17 protein-coding genes, 1 tRNA gene, 2 pseudogenes and 1 riboswitch are annotated in these 16,744 nt (G+C 34.7%); of the genes and pseudogenes, 16 read left to right on the plus strand and 4 right to left on the minus strand.

The genetic code is table 11. The annotated features are described in order from the left end of the window. Positions 1–72: 72 nt before the first annotated feature. The 6 genes and pseudogenes from YWA_RS0112415 to YWA_RS15820 form a co-directional block, all read left to right on the plus strand. Positions 73–321, plus strand: coding sequence for a hypothetical protein (locus YWA_RS0112415; RefSeq protein WP_157505351.1), 249 nt, complete (start codon positions 73–75; stop codon positions 319–321). Between the two features lie 54 nt (positions 322–375). Then, complete coding sequence (locus YWA_RS0112420) at positions 376–1,098, plus strand: GLPGLI family protein (protein ID WP_022828838.1); 723 nt, start codon at positions 376–378, stop codon at positions 1,096–1,098. Positions 1,099–1,159: 61 nt separating this feature from the next. Next, positions 1,160–1,604: pseudogene (locus YWA_RS15815) on the plus strand (IS1595 family transposase); the annotation flags it as partial. Between the two features lie 36 nt (positions 1,605–1,640). Further along, positions 1,641–2,348 (plus strand): GLPGLI family protein, encoded by a 708-nt coding sequence (locus tag YWA_RS15455; RefSeq protein ID WP_022828839.1) that lies wholly within the window; start codon positions 1,641–1,643, stop codon positions 2,346–2,348. 48 nt (positions 2,349–2,396) lie between these two features. Further along, positions 2,397–5,063 carry a TonB-dependent receptor gene (locus tag YWA_RS0112440; RefSeq protein WP_022828840.1) on the plus strand — a complete coding sequence of 889 codons (2,667 nt, stop codon included), beginning with the start codon at positions 2,397–2,399 and terminating at the stop codon, positions 5,061–5,063. A gap of 213 nt (positions 5,064–5,276) precedes the next feature. Beyond that, a pseudogene (locus tag YWA_RS15820) lies at positions 5,277–5,405 on the plus strand (gliding motility lipoprotein GldD); the annotation flags it as partial. Between the two features lie 34 nt (positions 5,406–5,439). Here the strand turns inward: YWA_RS15820 and YWA_RS0112445 are convergent. Further along, the gene (locus YWA_RS0112445; RefSeq protein WP_022828841.1) at positions 5,440–6,021 is read right to left on the minus strand and encodes a thymidine kinase; all 582 of its coding nucleotides are present in this window, start codon (positions 6,019–6,021) and stop codon (positions 5,440–5,442) included. Between the two features lie 209 nt (positions 6,022–6,230). Here YWA_RS0112445 and YWA_RS0112450 point away from each other — a divergent pair, with 209 nt between their 5' ends. The 6 genes from YWA_RS0112450 to YWA_RS0112475 are packed head-to-tail and all read left to right on the plus strand — an operon-like array spanning position 6,231 to position 10,039. Beyond that, positions 6,231–7,295, plus strand: coding sequence for a hypothetical protein (locus YWA_RS0112450; protein WP_022828842.1), 1,065 nt, complete (start codon positions 6,231–6,233; stop codon positions 7,293–7,295). Further along, complete coding sequence (rsmI, locus tag YWA_RS0112455) at positions 7,296–7,973, plus strand: 16S rRNA (cytidine(1402)-2'-O)-methyltransferase (protein WP_022828843.1); 678 nt, start codon at positions 7,296–7,298, stop codon at positions 7,971–7,973. Positions 7,974–8,012: 39 nt separating this feature from the next. Next, positions 8,013–8,447 (plus strand): nucleotidyltransferase substrate binding protein, encoded by a 435-nt coding sequence (locus tag YWA_RS0112460; RefSeq protein WP_022828844.1) that lies wholly within the window; start codon positions 8,013–8,015, stop codon positions 8,445–8,447. A 14-nt stretch (positions 8,448–8,461) separates the two neighbouring features. Beyond that, positions 8,462–8,794, plus strand: coding sequence for a nucleotidyltransferase domain-containing protein (locus tag YWA_RS15115; protein ID WP_022828845.1), 333 nt, complete (start codon positions 8,462–8,464; stop codon positions 8,792–8,794). A 15-nt stretch (positions 8,795–8,809) separates the two neighbouring features. Continuing rightward, on the plus strand, positions 8,810–9,589 hold the full coding sequence (locus tag YWA_RS0112470; protein WP_022828846.1) for a polysaccharide deacetylase family protein: 780 nt from the start codon (positions 8,810–8,812) through the stop codon (positions 9,587–9,589). Between the two features lie 27 nt (positions 9,590–9,616). Then, a complete protein-coding gene (locus YWA_RS0112475; RefSeq protein ID WP_022828847.1) occupies positions 9,617–10,039 on the plus strand; it encodes an OsmC family protein in 423 nt (140 codons plus the stop codon). A gap of 354 nt (positions 10,040–10,393) precedes the next feature. Here the strand turns inward: YWA_RS0112475 and YWA_RS0112480 are convergent, their stop codons facing one another. Next, complete coding sequence (locus YWA_RS0112480) at positions 10,394–11,497, minus strand: T9SS type A sorting domain-containing protein (protein WP_022828848.1); 1,104 nt, start codon at positions 11,495–11,497, stop codon at positions 10,394–10,396. Positions 11,498–11,622: 125 nt separating this feature from the next. Beyond that, positions 11,623–11,820, minus strand: a riboswitch (cobalamin riboswitch). 239 nt (positions 11,821–12,059) lie between these two features. Between YWA_RS0112480 and YWA_RS0112485 the strand changes: the two genes are divergently transcribed. After that, positions 12,060–12,260: a cold-shock protein gene (locus tag YWA_RS0112485; protein ID WP_026704702.1), complete on the plus strand. Its 201-nt coding sequence runs from the start codon at positions 12,060–12,062 to the stop codon at positions 12,258–12,260. 323 nt (positions 12,261–12,583) lie between these two features. Here the strand turns inward: YWA_RS0112485 and YWA_RS0112490 are convergent, their stop codons facing one another. Together YWA_RS0112490 and YWA_RS0112495 are read right to left on the minus strand one after the other, a co-directional pair. Beyond that, the gene (locus YWA_RS0112490; protein WP_022828850.1) at positions 12,584–13,195 is read right to left on the minus strand and encodes a 50S ribosomal protein L25/general stress protein Ctc; all 612 of its coding nucleotides are present in this window, start codon (positions 13,193–13,195) and stop codon (positions 12,584–12,586) included. A 54-nt stretch (positions 13,196–13,249) separates the two neighbouring features. After that, positions 13,250–14,191 (minus strand): ribose-phosphate pyrophosphokinase, encoded by a 942-nt coding sequence (locus YWA_RS0112495; RefSeq protein WP_022828851.1) that lies wholly within the window; start codon positions 14,189–14,191, stop codon positions 13,250–13,252. A 203-nt stretch (positions 14,192–14,394) separates the two neighbouring features. On the opposite strand from YWA_RS0112495, the gene YWA_RS0112500 reads away from it, so the two are divergent. From YWA_RS0112500 to bioD, 3 genes are all read left to right on the plus strand, one after another. Then, positions 14,395–14,475, plus strand: a tRNA-Leu gene (locus YWA_RS0112500). 229 nt (positions 14,476–14,704) lie between these two features. Then, positions 14,705–15,850, plus strand: coding sequence for an aminotransferase class I/II-fold pyridoxal phosphate-dependent enzyme (locus YWA_RS0112505; RefSeq protein WP_022828852.1), 1,146 nt, complete (start codon positions 14,705–14,707; stop codon positions 15,848–15,850). A gap of 243 nt (positions 15,851–16,093) precedes the next feature. Beyond that, entirely contained in the window at positions 16,094–16,711 is a 618-nt protein-coding gene (bioD, locus tag YWA_RS0112510; protein ID WP_022828853.1) for a dethiobiotin synthase, read from the plus strand. Positions 16,712–16,744 lie beyond the last annotated feature (33 nt).

The following is a 16,744-nucleotide window of genomic DNA, read 5'->3' on the forward strand; positions in this document are numbered from 1 at the left end:
GCATTAACCAAAAATAATTTATAAATTTAATAGTTAAACAAAACGAAAAAAGTTATTTTTAGTGCTATCGCAATGATAGCATTTGTAGGAAGTAGTATGGCGAATAACGCCGCGGTTAAAGAAGAAAAAATTAAATTGGAAGAAATTGCAACGGATTGTAAAAAGTATGCAGCAGCAGCTGTTAAAGTTGAAACAATAGCGGCTGAGCAACCGATGACACAATCAGAATTTGCAGCAGCTTACGCTTCATACTATAATTTTTGCGTTGATGCTAATTACTCAGGCTCTGTTCCATTGCTTCCTGTTTTAATAAAAAAATAGTACTATTCTAGCCTAAAATTCTTTTTTAGGCTTTTTTCTTTAAAATTTTCAAATATGAAAAAGTTGTTTTGCTTGGTTTTATTTCTGGGTTGGATTACATTTATAAATGCACAAAAAAAAGTTGGAATAGAATGTTATTATAAGATAATAGTTCAAGAATTCACAGTCGATGAGTTGAATAAAATAACCAACGACCAGAATATAAAAGATAATATTATAAATCGTATAGCAGATGCAAAAAAAAGAGAATTTGTATTAAAGGGAAACTTAGACAATGCTTTTTTCTATGAAAAAGAGCGGATGAAAAGCGATGAGATTAATTATAAGCGTCAATCAGCTGTTACTGATAATTATTATTATCGTTTGGCTGGAAAGGACGTTGTTATGGCGACATTTTTGGGTCAACAATTATATGTTAAACTGGATGTAAATAAGTACAATTGGAAAATTAGTGCTGAGACCAAATTAATAGATGGTTACTTGTGTTACAAAGCTACTGGAATTCATGTAGTTGACGATTTTAGGGGAAAAAAGAATTATAACTTAGTAGCGTGGTTCTGTCCAGAATTACCTTATAACTACGGTCCAGCTGGATTTTTCGGTTTACCAGGTTTAATTTTTGAGACACTTTATGAAAATGCAAAAGAGAAGTATGTTTTACAGTCCATAAAGTTTTACGATGATTTGACAATAGAATCGGTGGGAAGTAATAAACTTATTGACGAAAAGGAGTTTACAAATATATTTAATAAGATGATGGAAGATATGGGCAATTAAATAATTTTCGAGATTAAATTAAATTGAGGTGTTCAAATAAATTCTTAACTTATAAAAAAAAATGGAGATATTTACTGGACAAAATATATTTAAATTTGCTAAAAAATTTAAAACAGAAAAAGATTGTTTATCCTATTTAGTCGACAAAAAATGGTCAAATGGATTTAGTTGTAAAAAGCGTAATCATTCTAAATTTACAATAGGAAAGAAAATTACGCACGAGATTGTAATCGCTTTCATCACGTTGAAAGTCCAACAGCAAACACTTTGTTTCATAGAGTTCGTTTTGGTTTAAAAATGCTTTTTTTATTGCTTTTGACATGAGTACATCTACCAAAGGTCTATCAGCAAGCTAGATGGCGAAACGACTTAAAATAAGCAGAACTACTTCTTGGACTTTTATGCATAAAATCCGCATTGCAAGGAAAAGTTCTGAATCGCAACCACTTGTAAATCCGTTTCAAGTTAATGAATTTGTTTTGGGTGGTAAAGAAGATTTGAAACAAGTCTTGATATACAAGACTTGTTTAATTTAAAAGCATATGAAAAATACAATTATTATTTTACTGCTACTTACTAATTGTATTAGCTACTGCCAGATTTTAGACGGAAGCATTCAATACGGCATAATTATTACTGATGATCCCGATTTTGATAAAGGACCTGGAGAGGAGTTTTTAAAAGTAGCAAAAGAATCAACACATTATTTGTCATGTACTTTGATATTCAATGAGCAACAATCCGTCTTTTTTATTGATGAAATGATGGATATAAATCAAAGTAATATTTCTATGGCTATTGCTTTTAGTGGAGTTTCAGGAAAGTATTATAATATTAAAAAGACATCTTTACTTTTAAGGGAGTTTGAAGAGGAAGGATTTGGGAAAATCATTCTTCAATCTCAATATAATTATAATTGGGAGCTACTAAACGAAAGTAAAAAAATTGATGGATTAACTTGTTTCAAAGCATCAAGAATAATGACAATTGATAATGGGGATGCAGGTGTTTTTAATAGAACAATAACCGCTTGGTATTGTCCTTCAATACCAGTGCCTTATGGACCTGCAGGAGAAGGAGGCTTGCCAGGATTGATATTGGAATTACATAATAGAAACGTGATTTTAGGTGTTAGAAAAATAGATCTAAATCCAAATAAAAAAAATGTAATTACTTTGCCTACTAAAGGCAAATGGCTGTCAGAAAAAGAATATTCTAAAATGCTTGACGACATCATTAATGAAGATTAAATGTGAAATTGATAATCTAAAGATATTTTTTATTAAAAAATTTGCTAAATGCCCAAATCCCTACTATTTTTCCTCCTCATTTCCTTCTCCGTCTTTTCCCAAAAAACCATAACAGGAGTAGTTTCTGATTCCTTAAACCAACCCTTAGAATCCGCAAATTTAATTGCAAAACCGCTTCAAGAAAAAGCAGGAATTAAGTTTGCCATGGCTGATAATAAAGGCCGTTTTCGTTTAGAATTAGACAGTCATGTAAAGTACGAAATTGTAGTTTCTTACATCGGTTATACCCAAGAAGTGCTAATCGTTGAGCCAAATTCAACAATAACTACACACAACTTTAAACTAAAAGCTACTGGTGAAAACCTAAAAGAAATCATCATCAAGCACGAATTCAAACCCATCATTATCAAGAAAGATACGATGACATTTGACGTCGCCAGTTTTGCCAACGGAAACGAACGTAAAATGAAGGAAATCCTCGAAAAACTTCCCGGAGTCGAAGTCGATAAAAATGGCGGTGTTACCGTTCAAGGAAAAAAAGTAACCAAACTTTTAGTAGAAGGAAAGTCATTTTTTGGAGGCGGAACAAAACTTGCCGTGGAAAATATTCCAGCCAATGCTTTAGATAAAATTGAAGTGATAGACCACTTTAATGAAGTTGGTTTTATGAAAGAGGTTTCGGATTCTGAAGATTTGGCAATGAATGTAAAACTCAAGGAAGATAAAAAGAAATTTGTTTTTGGCGATGTAGAAGCCGGTGCCGAAGTAGGAAACGGCGATAATAGTTTTTATTTGGCTCATGCAGCCTTGTTTTATTACAGTCCAAAAGGAAATGTGAGTTTCATTGGCGATAGCAATAATGTAGGGCGAAGTACTTTTACCTATCAAGATTTGATGCGTTTTGATGGTGGTGCAAGTAGCTTTTTAACCGGCAGAAAATCACTTACAAATCTGTATTCGTTTACCAATGATAACACTGATGTGGTAGAAAATAAGTCGCATTTTGGCGCACTAAATTTTAGTTATACGGCTTCGCCAAAGTTGGAAATTTCGGGTTTTGCCATATTCAGTAAAGTGATTATGAATCAAAAACTGGAAAGCAACATCCAATATTTGCAAAATGAATCATTGACTTTTGAAAAAAGAAAACAATCCGATGAAAATAAAACCTTTTTAGGAATTGGAAATGTAAAGTTGGATTATTCGCCTAATAAAAAAGAAAAAATCTATTACAACGGACAATTTCAGTCGAGTAATAACGATGGAATTAATTTGCTGAAATCAGCAACTAATTTAAATTCCAGCACTTTTGAGACTTTGCAAAAGGCCGATAATACCTCAGTGAAGCAATATGTAGAATGGCATAAAAGCATCAATCAAAACCACACGACCACTTTAGTAATCAATCAAGCTTTTGAAGAAACCACACCACAAAATACGTGGTTTACAGACCAATCTTTTTTACCGGGATTGATTCCGCTACAAGACGATTCGACTTATACGATTAACCAAATTAATAAAACCAAAAACAACAGCATCGATGCTTTGTTCAAGCATTATTGGATTATCAATAACTTCAATCATTTGTATACCAATGTGGGAAATAATTATGGGAAATCGCAATACATCACGTCCGAAAAGCAACTTTTAACCAACGGAACGGTGAATGATTTTGCTTCTGCAGGTTTTGGAAACGACGTCAATTATCAACTAAACGACGCTTATATTGGGTTGGAATATAAATTCAAAATAGGCATTTGGACCAATAAACCCGGAATTTATTTTCATTGGTATGATTTAAAAACGCAACAATTTGATTCAGATTATCAGTTGTCTAAAACTTTATTTCAACCCCAATTTACGAGCGAACTGGAATTTAATAAATCAGAAAGTTTAGAATTTAATTACAAGTTAGAAAACGATTTTCCCGATGTCAATTTGTTAGCCAATAATTTCCGATTGCAGAGTTACAATTCGGTTTACAAAGGAAATGCGTTGTTGCGAAACGAACGATTTCACAATGCTTCCTTGAATTACAGAAAAATGAATATGTACCGCGGCATCACTTGGTATACAAGAGCAAGTTTCAATAAAAAAGCAAGAACAATACGAAACGATGTTGTTTTGCAAGGCATCAATCAATTCAGCACGCCTATAATTACAGATAATCCAGAAACAAATTGGAATTTTTATGGGTCTTTTGAAAAGAAAATTTACCACTTTAAAGCAGGAATTAATACCTCCTTCGGCTGGTTTACGTATACACAAACGGTAAACGACATCAGTACCCAAAACGACCGTAACCGCCAAAACATCGGCGTTACTTTAAGAACCGCAAATAGAAAGTGGCCTGATTTAGAAGTAGGTTACACGAAGGGATTTAGTGCTTTTAATGGCTTAACTTCTTCCCATTATAAAACAGATGCTTTTAATGCAAGTGGTTCGGTTGAGTTTTTGAAGAACTTTGTATATAAATTCAGTTATGAAAATTTAAAAAACACGGACGATCGCAACCAAACTAATTTCTACGAAATTGCCAATACTTCGCTTCGCTATCAAGAAAAAAACAATCCTTTTGGTTTTGAAATTTCGGCAAATAATTTATTTGACAATCGAACTAAAAATAGTTTCTCCTTCTCTGATTATTCCATTTCAAATTACTCAAGATTTGTAATGCCTCGAGTAATTTTGCTTTCTGTGAGTTATAAACTTTAAGAAGTTTCTTAAAAACAATGCTGTTTAAATTGTAAAATGGAATTATTTTGCGTTTACGAGGTTTGTAAATTGGTCCGACTATTATAGGATCAATTGGTTTATTTCGAATTATTTTTATCTAAATCTATCTAGCAATTATTGATTTAAAAATAATCCTACAATTCTAGATGCAAATTAGAAATTCATTTAAAACCGTATGTTTTACTTTACCGCACGAATTACTTTGTAGATTGTTCCGTTCCCTTCTATGCAAAACCTAACTTTGATTCGATCATGCCTGCTGCAAGTTATTTAAGAAATGATTTACAGAATATGATGGAAAGTTTTCGTTGGAAGAAATAATCAACTCGGGAATTTTCTCAAGTCACCACTAAAACTAATCTTTCTTCATCGCATGATAAAAAGCGGCACGACTCAACGGTTCATATTCTTCCGTTTCACCAAGCATAACTAATTTATCGCTGTCGTTTTTTCGGAAACTGTAGTTGGCCAGATTTCCCGTTCGTGTACAAACGGCATGGACTTTCGTCACATATTCAGCAGTTGCCATCAAAGCCGGCATTGGACCAAACGGATTTCCTTTAAAATCCATGTCTAAACCAGCAACAATCACACGAATTCCAGAATTAGCAAGATCGTTACAAATGGCGACAATTTCATCATCAAAAAATTGGGCTTCATCAATTCCAACTACATCGCATCCTTGTGCCAGAATACGAATATTTGCCGCAGCAGGAACGGGTGTGGAACGAATTTCATTGCTGTCGTGCGAAACTACCATTTCATCGTGGTATCTCGTATCGACGGCAGGTTTGAAAATTTCTACTTTTTGCTTGGCAAATTGAGCACGACGAAGTCGACGGATCAGTTCCTCGGTTTTGCCCGAAAACATCGAACCGCAGATTACTTCAATCCAGCCAAATTGTTCTTTATGATTTACTGTATTTTCGAGAAACATTTTGTATTTTTCTAACTTAAAAGGGATTCGTTTTTTTTCTTCGCAGGGAAGTTAAACCGACATATATTTTTTACTTTTACATCGACGTTGTCAAAAGTAGAAAAATTTTCTTTAATCCAAGTTTAAGAACCTTGATTTGGGAAAATAAAACTTTTTACTGTAGAAAAAAATTAACTTGAAGTTGCCTTATCCACTATAATTTTACCACTATGAAAAGAAAGTTAGAAGCAGAACTGATCAGTATTGCACATCGGATTTTGAAATTGAAAAACAAATCGGAATTGGCACAACTGCAACAAGAAACGTTGAAGTTGTACGAGAAGATTTCGGTATTGCGTTTTGTGGAAGAGAATTTTAGTGAAGTAAAACCAACAATTGGTTACGCAAGTGCTGAAAAAGAGGTAGAAGCAATTTTTGATGCAGAAGAAAATGCGGAAGTAACGGAGAAAGAAGTGGTCGCTGAAATTAATACTGCTACAAAACCTTGGACTAAAGTTGAATCAGAAGAAGATGAAGCTGAAGCAAAAGAGTATCAAGAGGGACAACAGGAAGCTGAAGTTCAAGAAGAAGCCGAAGTAGATGATTTTCCGGCGGAAGATAATGTGGAAGAAGCGACTTCAGAAAAGGAGCACGAAACGGAAGTTGAAAATCCGGATGAAGAAGAATCTGTTGTGGACGAAGAAGAATTCGTAGACGAAGAGCCGGAATTGATTGAAGATGTTCACGACGAAGAAGTTGAAGATGCAGAAGTTGCAGCAGAAGCAGAAATTGAATTTGCACCTCTTTTTGAAATTTCAAAAGAAGAGCAACCTGAACTAATTTTGCCAAAGCAAATCACGTTAGAAGATTTTTTAAGTGAAGGACATGTGGAGCCTATTTTTGTCAGAGCGGAACAATCGTACTCAAACGAAACGACTACAACACAAACGAATCCCGAAGACCATAAAGATACCGTGACTAAAGTGGAAGTGGTGGAAACCAAGAAAACGCAATTTGTTATTGATCACCACGAACCCAAAAGCGTTTCATTGAACGATAGTTTGTCAAAAACAATCAACATTGGTTTGAACGACCGAATTGGTTTTGAAAAACACCTTTTTGGCGGAAGTAGCGAAGATTTGAATCGGGTACTTTCTCAGTTGAGTACGTTTGCCAACTTTTCAGAAGCGGAAGAATTCATTCAAGATATGGTCAAACCGGATTATAACAATTGGGCAGGAAAAGACGAATATGCATTACGTTTTATGGAATTAATTGAAAAAAAGTTTTCGTAAATGGGTAAATTATTCATCGTTCCCACGCCAATAGGAAATTTAGAAGACATGACGTTCAGAGCGATTCGTGTCCTCAAAGAAGCCGATTTAATTTTGGCGGAAGACACAAGAACCAGTGGAAAATTGCTCAAGCATTATGAGATTGGCACACACATGTACAGCCATCACATGCACAACGAACACAAAACCATTGACGGTTTAATCACGCGATTGAAAGCGGGAGAAACGATCGCGCTAATTTCTGATGCAGGAACGCCTGCGATTTCTGATCCTGGATTTTTATTGACCCGAGCTTGTGTAGAACAAGGAGTTGAAGTGGAATGTTTGCCTGGTGCGACCGCATTTGTTCCCGCTTTAGTAAACAGCGGATTGCCAAATGACCGTTTTACATTTGAAGGATTTCTGCCGGAAAAGAAAGGACGCCAAACCCGATATTTGATTTTAGCAGAAGAAGTTCGGACAATGATTATTTATGTTTCGCCTCACAAATTATTGAAAACATTAGCGGAATTCATTACTTATTTTGGCGAAGACCGAACAATTTGTGTTTCTAGAGAATTATCAAAACTCCATGAAGAAAATGTTCGCGGAACGGTTCGCGAAGTGTTGACTCATTTTGAAGCAAAAGCTCCGAAAGGGGAAATTGTGGTTGTGGTTGGCGGGAAAATGGGGAAATAGATTGTTTTAAATTCAATTTTTCGTAAAAAATATAACGATATGAATGCAGATGTGAGATGGAAACAACGCTTTGAAAACTTTCAAAAAGCATTTCAAAAACTTGTTGAAGCAGTTGCTTATATAAAGAATAACGATTCAAAAACAGAAATTGTTTTAGACGAAATTATCAAAGAAGGACTAATTCAGCGTTTTGAATATACACACGAATTAGCGTGGAACGTGATGAAAGATTACGCTACATATCAGGGAAACACAACAGTTGGTGGCAGTCGTGATGCGACGAGAGAAGCATTTCAATTGCAATTAATGTCAGATGGAGCGGTTTGGATGGACATGATTGGAAGTCGAAACAAAACTTCACATACGTACAACGAAGCAACGGCAGACGAAATTTACTTAAAAATCCTCAATGATTATTTTCCTGCATTTTTAGAATTTAAAAAAAATATGGAGCAAAAAATGAGCATTGATTAAGAAAATATTATTTAATGAAAAATTCAGGTCTTTCTAAAGACATATTTGAAAAGATGAACGCCGTTTTTAGAAATTATAAAGAGATTAATTCTGTTATACTTTATGGTTCAAGAGCCATGGGAAATTTTAAGCCTGCCTCGGATATTGATATCTCAATAGTTGGCAAAAGAATTGATTTGACGTTGCAAAATAAAATTGAATTTGCTTTAGATGATTTGATGTTGCCTTATAAATTTGACATTTCGATTTATAATGATATAACCAATCAAGAATTTATTGAACATATTGACAGAGTAGGAATTGAAATATATAAAATGGAAGCTATCACAAATGAGCATTTACGCTAAACACTATTCCAGAAATTGAATTCGACAAAATATTTATTTGTACTACTAACTCTTGTGTTGTTTTCCTGTAGTTCAGACGATTATATTCCAGCCGAAACTCCCATAAAATTAGAAGCAGGAATTGTCATTACTTTTGACGATGACTATGTAGACGAATGGTTTGCCGTAAATTCGATTTTAGATCCTTACGATTGGAAAGCCACTTTCTTTGTGACGAAATTTAATCAGTTGTCACAACTGAAAATCCAGAAGTTGAAAGAGTTGAAGAATTTTGGACACGAAATTGGTGGACACGGATTGAATCACCTTAAAGCGACGACTTTCATTGCTGAAAATGGAACCGATCCCTATCTTTCGCAAGAGATTTATCCGATGGTAAGCTTGATGAGTGAAAATAATTTAGAACCCACTTCTTTTGCTTATCCTTTTGGTGCACGAACTGTTGAAACAGACGCGCTTTTGCTGAATGAATTTCAGATATTAAGAGGTACCTGTTACGGAAATCAAAATCCAACAGCTCAAAATTGTTACTACACTAACAACCGCGTAGTTTTGGGTTTAGGGATTGATAAAAATTATGCACATTTTAGTATTTCGTATTTTTTGTCGATTTTAGAGTATGCAAAAAAGAATAACAAAATTGTAGTATTTTACGCACACAAACCCGTGCTTCATTTTCAAAATAATTACGAAACAGAATATGAAACGCTGATTGAAATTTGCAAATATGTTCAGAATAACAACATGAAGTTTTATAGAATATCAGATTTGAAAAATATAGAGGATGCTATTTAGTTTGTCCTTAATTAAAAAATAAAAATTATGAGCACAACAAAATCACACACAAAATGGTTAGGTGGATTGGCTTTTGCAAGTACAAATCCAGGAGGCGTAGTAAGAATTGACGCTTCAGTTGAACAAGGTGGTTCTGATTCAGGATTGCGTCCAAAATCAATGATGCTGAATTCGCTTGCAGGTTGTTCTGCAATGGATATTGCAAATTTAGTTGGAAAAATGCGTGCTGAAATCGATACGTTTACAATTGACGTGGAAGGCGATTTGACGGATGAGGAGGTGCAAACTTTTCACACGTTCAGAGTAACTTATAATTTTTTTGGTGCCAATTTGGACGAAGCTAAATTAGAGAAAATCGTTCACATGTCAACCGATAAATATTGTGGCGTGATGGCTATGTTTCGACACTTTGCTAAAATTGAAATTAAGATAAATTACTTGGCTTCTTAAACGAATATCTATTCGTTTACAAACAAGATAAAAGTTGTATTCTTTACAAATACTAAAAACAGAAAAAGGAGTGAAAACCAAATGGCCTTCACTCCTTTTTTATGTTGCACTTCGTTTTAAACCGAGTTGCATTTTCTCAGCTACGTTCTATGATCGTTTTCACATCGTTCGTACACGCTTGCGAGAATTTGTGATCAACTGTAGCTTTCTTAAAAATAAAACAACCTTCAAGCTAAAATTCATGTAACAGAATCATGCCGACAGTTTCAGCAGTTACAGGAGATTTAGCAAAAGCAAAGAGCATTAAACCGTCAACGCTTCAATGCTCTATTTTTAAATCTAGTCTAAAAAATTTTATAATTTAAGGAACTTTTCAACTTGAATATTCTGTCCGTTATCAACTTTAAGAAAGTACATTCCTTTTGATAAAGTACTCACATCAATTGCAGTCCCTTCTGCTTCTCTAACTATTCTACCATTTTGATCAAGAACACTTAAACCTTGAATTTCATCTGAAGACGAAATATATAAGATATTTTCAACAGGATTTGGATATAACTTCACTAAAGCGGACTTACTATTATTATTGGATCCTAAATAAGTAGTCATTTCTTGTGGTTTAAAAGGACGTCGAGTTCCATAACTCAATCCCAACCATTGATTATTAGACAAGGTTACTTGAGAAAGTGTCGTTTTATTCGCCCAATCTGATAAATTTGTCCCTTGAAAAATATTCCACGTACCTGTTTCTGTGTTAGCACCAAATGTAATTGCGGAAATCTCTGAGTTACTCATTGAAAATGAAAATGTACTGATATAGGATTGTACTGCAGTCAAAATAGCTTCACCTGACAAGGTACCATCGTATTGCAAGCCAACTGCAAACGAATTTGCAACTCCGTTTGTATCTGTTCCAAAGTCTACAACAACGACACTTTTGTTCACTCCAGTTCCTTGCCAAGAAGTGACATTTGCATTTGTAAACCATTGCGAACTGTATGCTGCAATGGGATTTACTGGCGCTTGCGTTGATGGATTACCAAATCCGTACGAAGCTCCGTACCATTGGCCATTTTCTAAATCAGACGACATCCATCCTGCTGGATCAAATTCGCCAGGACCGAAAGACGAGGTCCACAAACTCCACCAATCATCACCCGATTCTTCTAAGTGTGAATTAAAAGAAATCAAATCTAAAAACCCACCTCCTAATTCAAAGTTAAAAGCGGGTTCTGCATCAGCGACCATCTGCAGCATTTCTCCCCCACTAATCTCGTCTGTTGGATTAAAGCGTATTCCCCAAGCATAGGATCTATCTGCAGTACCGTCTTTGAAATCAACAACTAAGTAAGCTGTTTCCGTTCCTTCGCCAATAAAATATTTAACGTCCGACGCTGAAAATTGCGCAAAAAGAACTTGCGTAAATAAAAACAAGAATAATAAAGTAATTCTCTTCATGGTATAAAAAATTAAAAAGTTTCAAAATGGACTACTTTCTAAAAATTAGCAATACGAAGACAAGACTCATGCAAACAAATCAGTTGCATCAGAAGATTTCCGTAAACCTTTTTTCCCGAAAGTTTCGTTATTAATTTGATATGGTAGGTCTCCTGGCTCACATCTTATAATCGCTCCTTCCCATTCGCTGTTCCGAACAGTGGTTGTGCAGTTGATTACAAGTTTTGTAGTTTACAGTTGCGGGTACAGCTCAAGTTTAAATTAAAAATCGCACTTGATTCCCTGTTATTGAACATAGTTCAACCATAACGCGGCAAAAGTACAGTTATTAAACAATAAATTCCTCATTTAACCGCTAGAAATTGGGTAAGTCGAACATTTTAATTACAATAGAAGCTTCTGCTTGTTGTTAATTTCCAATTTAGTAAACAGTTCAAAAGCTTGTAAAACCAACACTATTAAAAAATAAACACACTGTTTCTTAAAGTTTTTAACATAACGTGTTGGTTGTATGATATTAAAGATTACATTTGTGGCATTATTAATTATTTTTATTATTACAATGCGTACAGGTACAGTTAAATTTTTCAATGAGTCTAAAGGTTACGGATTCATTACAGACGAAGAAACAGGAAAAGACATTTTCGTTCATGCATCAGGAATTAGAGCGGAAGAACTTCGCGAAGGTGACAGAGTATCTTACGAAGAAGAAGAAGGAAGAAAAGGTAAAGTAGCTGCTCAAGTAGTAGCTCTTGAAGACTAAAAATATATAGATTATTTTTATTACCTCGAAGGAGTAAAAAGCGTTTCAGAAATGAAACGCTTTTTTTTTGTGTTTATAGAAAGGAACTTCTTTTTAAAATTCTTTATTACTTTCTTAAATTGCTATCTTAAGACTTGAAATTTCAAATCCTAGTTAAAAGCAAACATATTAAACTACAGGACATTTTATTCTTTGTTTAATACTCTTTTATCTTGATATTCATTCAGTTTTCTCTTTCTACGCAATACTTCTCTTAGCGAAAAGCACAAAAAAAAAGCACCAGTATTGAAACTGATGCTTTTGAAATGATAATACGTTTATTATTATTTTTTCTTTCCTTTTGCAGGAGTTGCTTTTGCTGCTTTTGCTGCTTCTTGAGCTGCTTTCATCGCTGCACGAGAAATTCTTACTTGCGCAACAACAGTGTTGTCTGGGTGTAATAGTTTGTAATTATCAGCAACTAATTTAGTAACGTATAATTTATTACCCATTTGCATTTCAGAAATGTTCGCTTCAATAAAATCTGGAAGATCTTTTGGCAAAGCTTTTACTTTTAAACGACGTTGGTTCAAACGTAAAACACCACCTAAAAGTACTCCTGGAGAAACACCTGTAATTTTCACAGGAACTTCCATAGTTACTTCTTTGTCATCGTGTAATTCGAAGAAATCTAAGTGTAAGATTTTATCTGATACTGGGTGAACTTGAATGTCTTGTAAGATTGCATTAAATTTCTTTGTTCCCAATTCAATCGCTACAGTATGTGCGTTTGGAGTGTAAACCAAGTTTTTAAATGCTTTCTCTTCTGCTGAAAAGTGCACTGGTTGATTTCCTCCGTATAAAACGCAAGGAACCATTCCAGCATTACGTAAGGCTTTAGTAGCTACTTTGCCCACGCTTTCTCTTTCTGATCCGTTGATTGTAATCGACTTCATTGTAAATATATATAATTAATTAAAAAATTCTATTTTGAGCTTTTAGCAGTTGATTTACATCAAAAACTTTCCGCTGATGGAGTTATTGTGTTGCACCATCAACATTACTTCTGCAAATAATGGTGCACAACTTACTACTCTAATTTTATTCGACGCTTTCTTTAAAGGAATAGAATCGGTAACAATTAACTCTTTTAATTGTGAGTTTTCAATTTTTTCGTAAGCATCTCCTGATAAAATCGCATGGGTACAAATCGCGCGAACGCTCAAAGCTCCTTTTTCCATCATCAGGTCAGCGGCTTTCGCCAAAGTGCCTCCCGTATCAATCATGTCGTCTACTAAGACTACATTTCTACCTTTTACCTCACCAATCAATTCCATGGTTCCAATAACATTTGCCGCCTTGCGTTGTTTGTAGCAAATTACCACATCTGATTCTAAGAACTTAGAATACGCATACGCTCTTTTAGAACCTCCCATATCCGGTGATGCAATAGTCAAATTTTCTAAATTTAAACTTTTCACATACGGCAAGAAAATGGTAGAAGCAAACAAGTGATCTACTGGTTTTTCAAAAAATCCTTGAATCTGATCTGCATGTAAATCCATGGTCATAATTCGAGTCGCACCTGCAGATTCTAATAGTTTTGCAACTAATTTTGCTCCAATCGGAACTCTCGGTTTGTCCTTACGGTCTTGGCGAGCCCATCCAAAATAAGGAATTACAGCGGTAATATGTCTAGCCGAAGCTCTTTTAGCAGCATCAATCATCAGCAAAAGCTCCATTAAATTGTCGCTACTTGGAAAAGTAGAACAAACTAGAAAGACCCTTAAGCCACGGATTGATTCTTCAAAAGACGGCTGAAACTCACCATCACTGTATTTTGAAACCGTTACTTTACCTAGCGCGACACCGTATTTCTCGGCAATTTGTTCGGCTAAGTGTACGCTTTGTGAACAAGCAAATATCTTTGCATCTGGTTCTTGGTACAGCATTTTAATTAGTTGTTTTGTAGTTAGTTAGTGTTGTGTCGTTTTAACGAGGTGCAAATTTAGGAATAAAAATGAACTTGTACCCGAAATTTTTCTAGTATTTTTTTAGAATATGTAAATTTATTATTTACATTTGCACCGTGCGAAACAAACGAATACTTTTATTTGTTTCATTGCATAGAAGCTGTAGCTTCTTCGACTACTAAGCCCGGTTGGCGGAATTGGTAGACGCGCTAGACTCAAACTCTAGTATCTTTGATGTGCCGGTTCGATTCCGGCACCGGGTACAAAAACCGTAATTATTGATTTTCAATATATTACGGTTTTTTTTATTGCCAAATTTCAAAAAGTTCGGATTCTTTAGACCATTATCCGCTTCGAAAATTTGAAATTCATTTCTCTGTTTTCATCCTCATTGAGTTCTTTTACTTTTCCTCTACTCCATCTTTTTTCGCTACAGTTTTTTCAACAGTTTATGATTCTCATCGCTATTTTCTTTTTTAGTAAATTTACCGCATGAAGTTTCCTCCAAAATTAACGGACAAATTAACCCGAAGAACGGAACATAATGCATTGCGGCAATTGGGAACTAGCAATAATCTTGTTGATTTCGCTTCGAATGATTATTTGGGTTTCGCCCAATCAAAAGCGTTATTCACCGAAGTACATAACTATTTATTAGACCAAAATCTATTTCAAAATGGAGCTACAGGTTCGCGACTATTGACAGGAAACCACGCTTTGTACACCTCAACTGAAAATCAAATCGCTGCATTTCATGATAGTGAAGCTGCTTTATTATTCAATTCCGGTTACGATGCGAATATTGGTTTTTTTAGTGCAGTTCCACAAAAAGGTGATTTTATTTTGTACGATGAATTAATTCATGCTTCTATTCGAGATGGCGTCCAACTTTCAAATGCTACTGCTTACAAGTTCAAACACAACGACGACGAGGACTTAGAACGTTTGATTTTAAAAACTAAAACCGACTCAAATACTATCATTTATGTAGTCACCGAATCTGTTTTTTCAATGGATGGAGACACACCACCGTTAACCGAAATAGCAAACATTTGTCAAAAATACGCTGCTTATCTTATTGTTGATGAAGCCCACGCTTTAGGTGTTTTTGGAAATCAAGGTAAAGGAATGATACAAATGCAAGCTTTACAACAACAGGTTTTTGCTAGAATTATAACTTTCGGAAAAGGACTCGGCTGTCATGGCGCTGTAATTCTTGGAAGTACTATTTTAAAGTCGTACTTAGTTAATTTTGCAAGAAGTCTTATTTATACCACAGGACTTCCTCCTCACTCTGTTGCAACGATTCAAATAGCCTACCGTCATTTGGCACAAAATAATGAAGCCAGACAACAACTGCGGCAAAACATCAATACATTCAACCAGCAAAAACAATTGATGGGATTAAAACCTCTTTTCGTGAGAAGCAAATCCGCCATTCAATGTGCCGTAATTCCTGGAAATGAGAAAGTGAAAAATATTGCCAATCAATTGCAGCAAAAAGGTTTTAATGTAAAAGCCATTTTATCTCCCACAGTTCCCGAAGGTCAAGAACGATTGCGAATTTGTTTGCACAGTTTTAATTCCGAAGCAGAAATTGTAGCAGTACTGAATGCCTTATCACATCTTTTATTTTGATACATTTGTTTCCTTTTTCATTCTGATAAGGATAATTCTGCACTCTATTTATGATTTCCACAGCAATGTAATGCGTTAAAATCACAAATTAAAAACACGAAGCATCAGTTTATGAAAACTTTCCGAACTTTGTTCTAAATCAATTTCAATAAAAGTTGATAGTGAATCGCGTCCCTACGTATATCAATATACTTTCAGGAACAGGCAATTAACAAGTTGCAACAATTAGAAAATAAACTAAAAATGAAAATATTCGTAACCGGAATTTCTACTGATGTAGGTAAAACCGTCGTTTCAGCAATTATTACACAAGCTTTGGAAGCCGACTATTGGAAACCGATTCAAGCGGGTGATTTAGAACATTCGGATACACATAAAATTAAGGCTTACATTTCTAATTCAAAAACCCACTTCTTCGAAAACAGTTACGCTTTGCATACTCCGGCAAGTCCAAATTTAGCTGCGAAATTAGATGGAATAACTATTGATTTAAATCAAATTGTTGAGCCGAAAACTACGAATCATTTGGTTATTGAAGGCGCTGGTGGCTTATTTGTTCCGCTTAACGATGTGGATACAATTGCAGATTTAATTCGCTCAGATTACAAAGTTATTGTCGTTTCTCGGCATTATTTAGGAAGCATCAATCATACCTTATTGACTATTGAAGCCTTGAAAAACAGAAATATTGCGGTTGCGGGAATTATTTTCAACGGAGAAAAAAACGAAGCCACAGAATCTATTATTCTACATAAAACAGGTGTAAAATTCGTAGGTCGTTTAGGACCAGAACCGTATATTGACACGAATGTAATCAATGAATATGCCGATTTGTGGCGCGAAAAACTACAAAACTTGTAACACATTCGCATTAATTATTTTAAAAAGCACAAA

It is taken from the genome of Flavobacterium antarcticum DSM 19726, assembly GCF_000419685.1.
GTDB lineage: Bacteria > Bacteroidota > Bacteroidia > Flavobacteriales > Flavobacteriaceae > Flavobacterium > Flavobacterium antarcticum.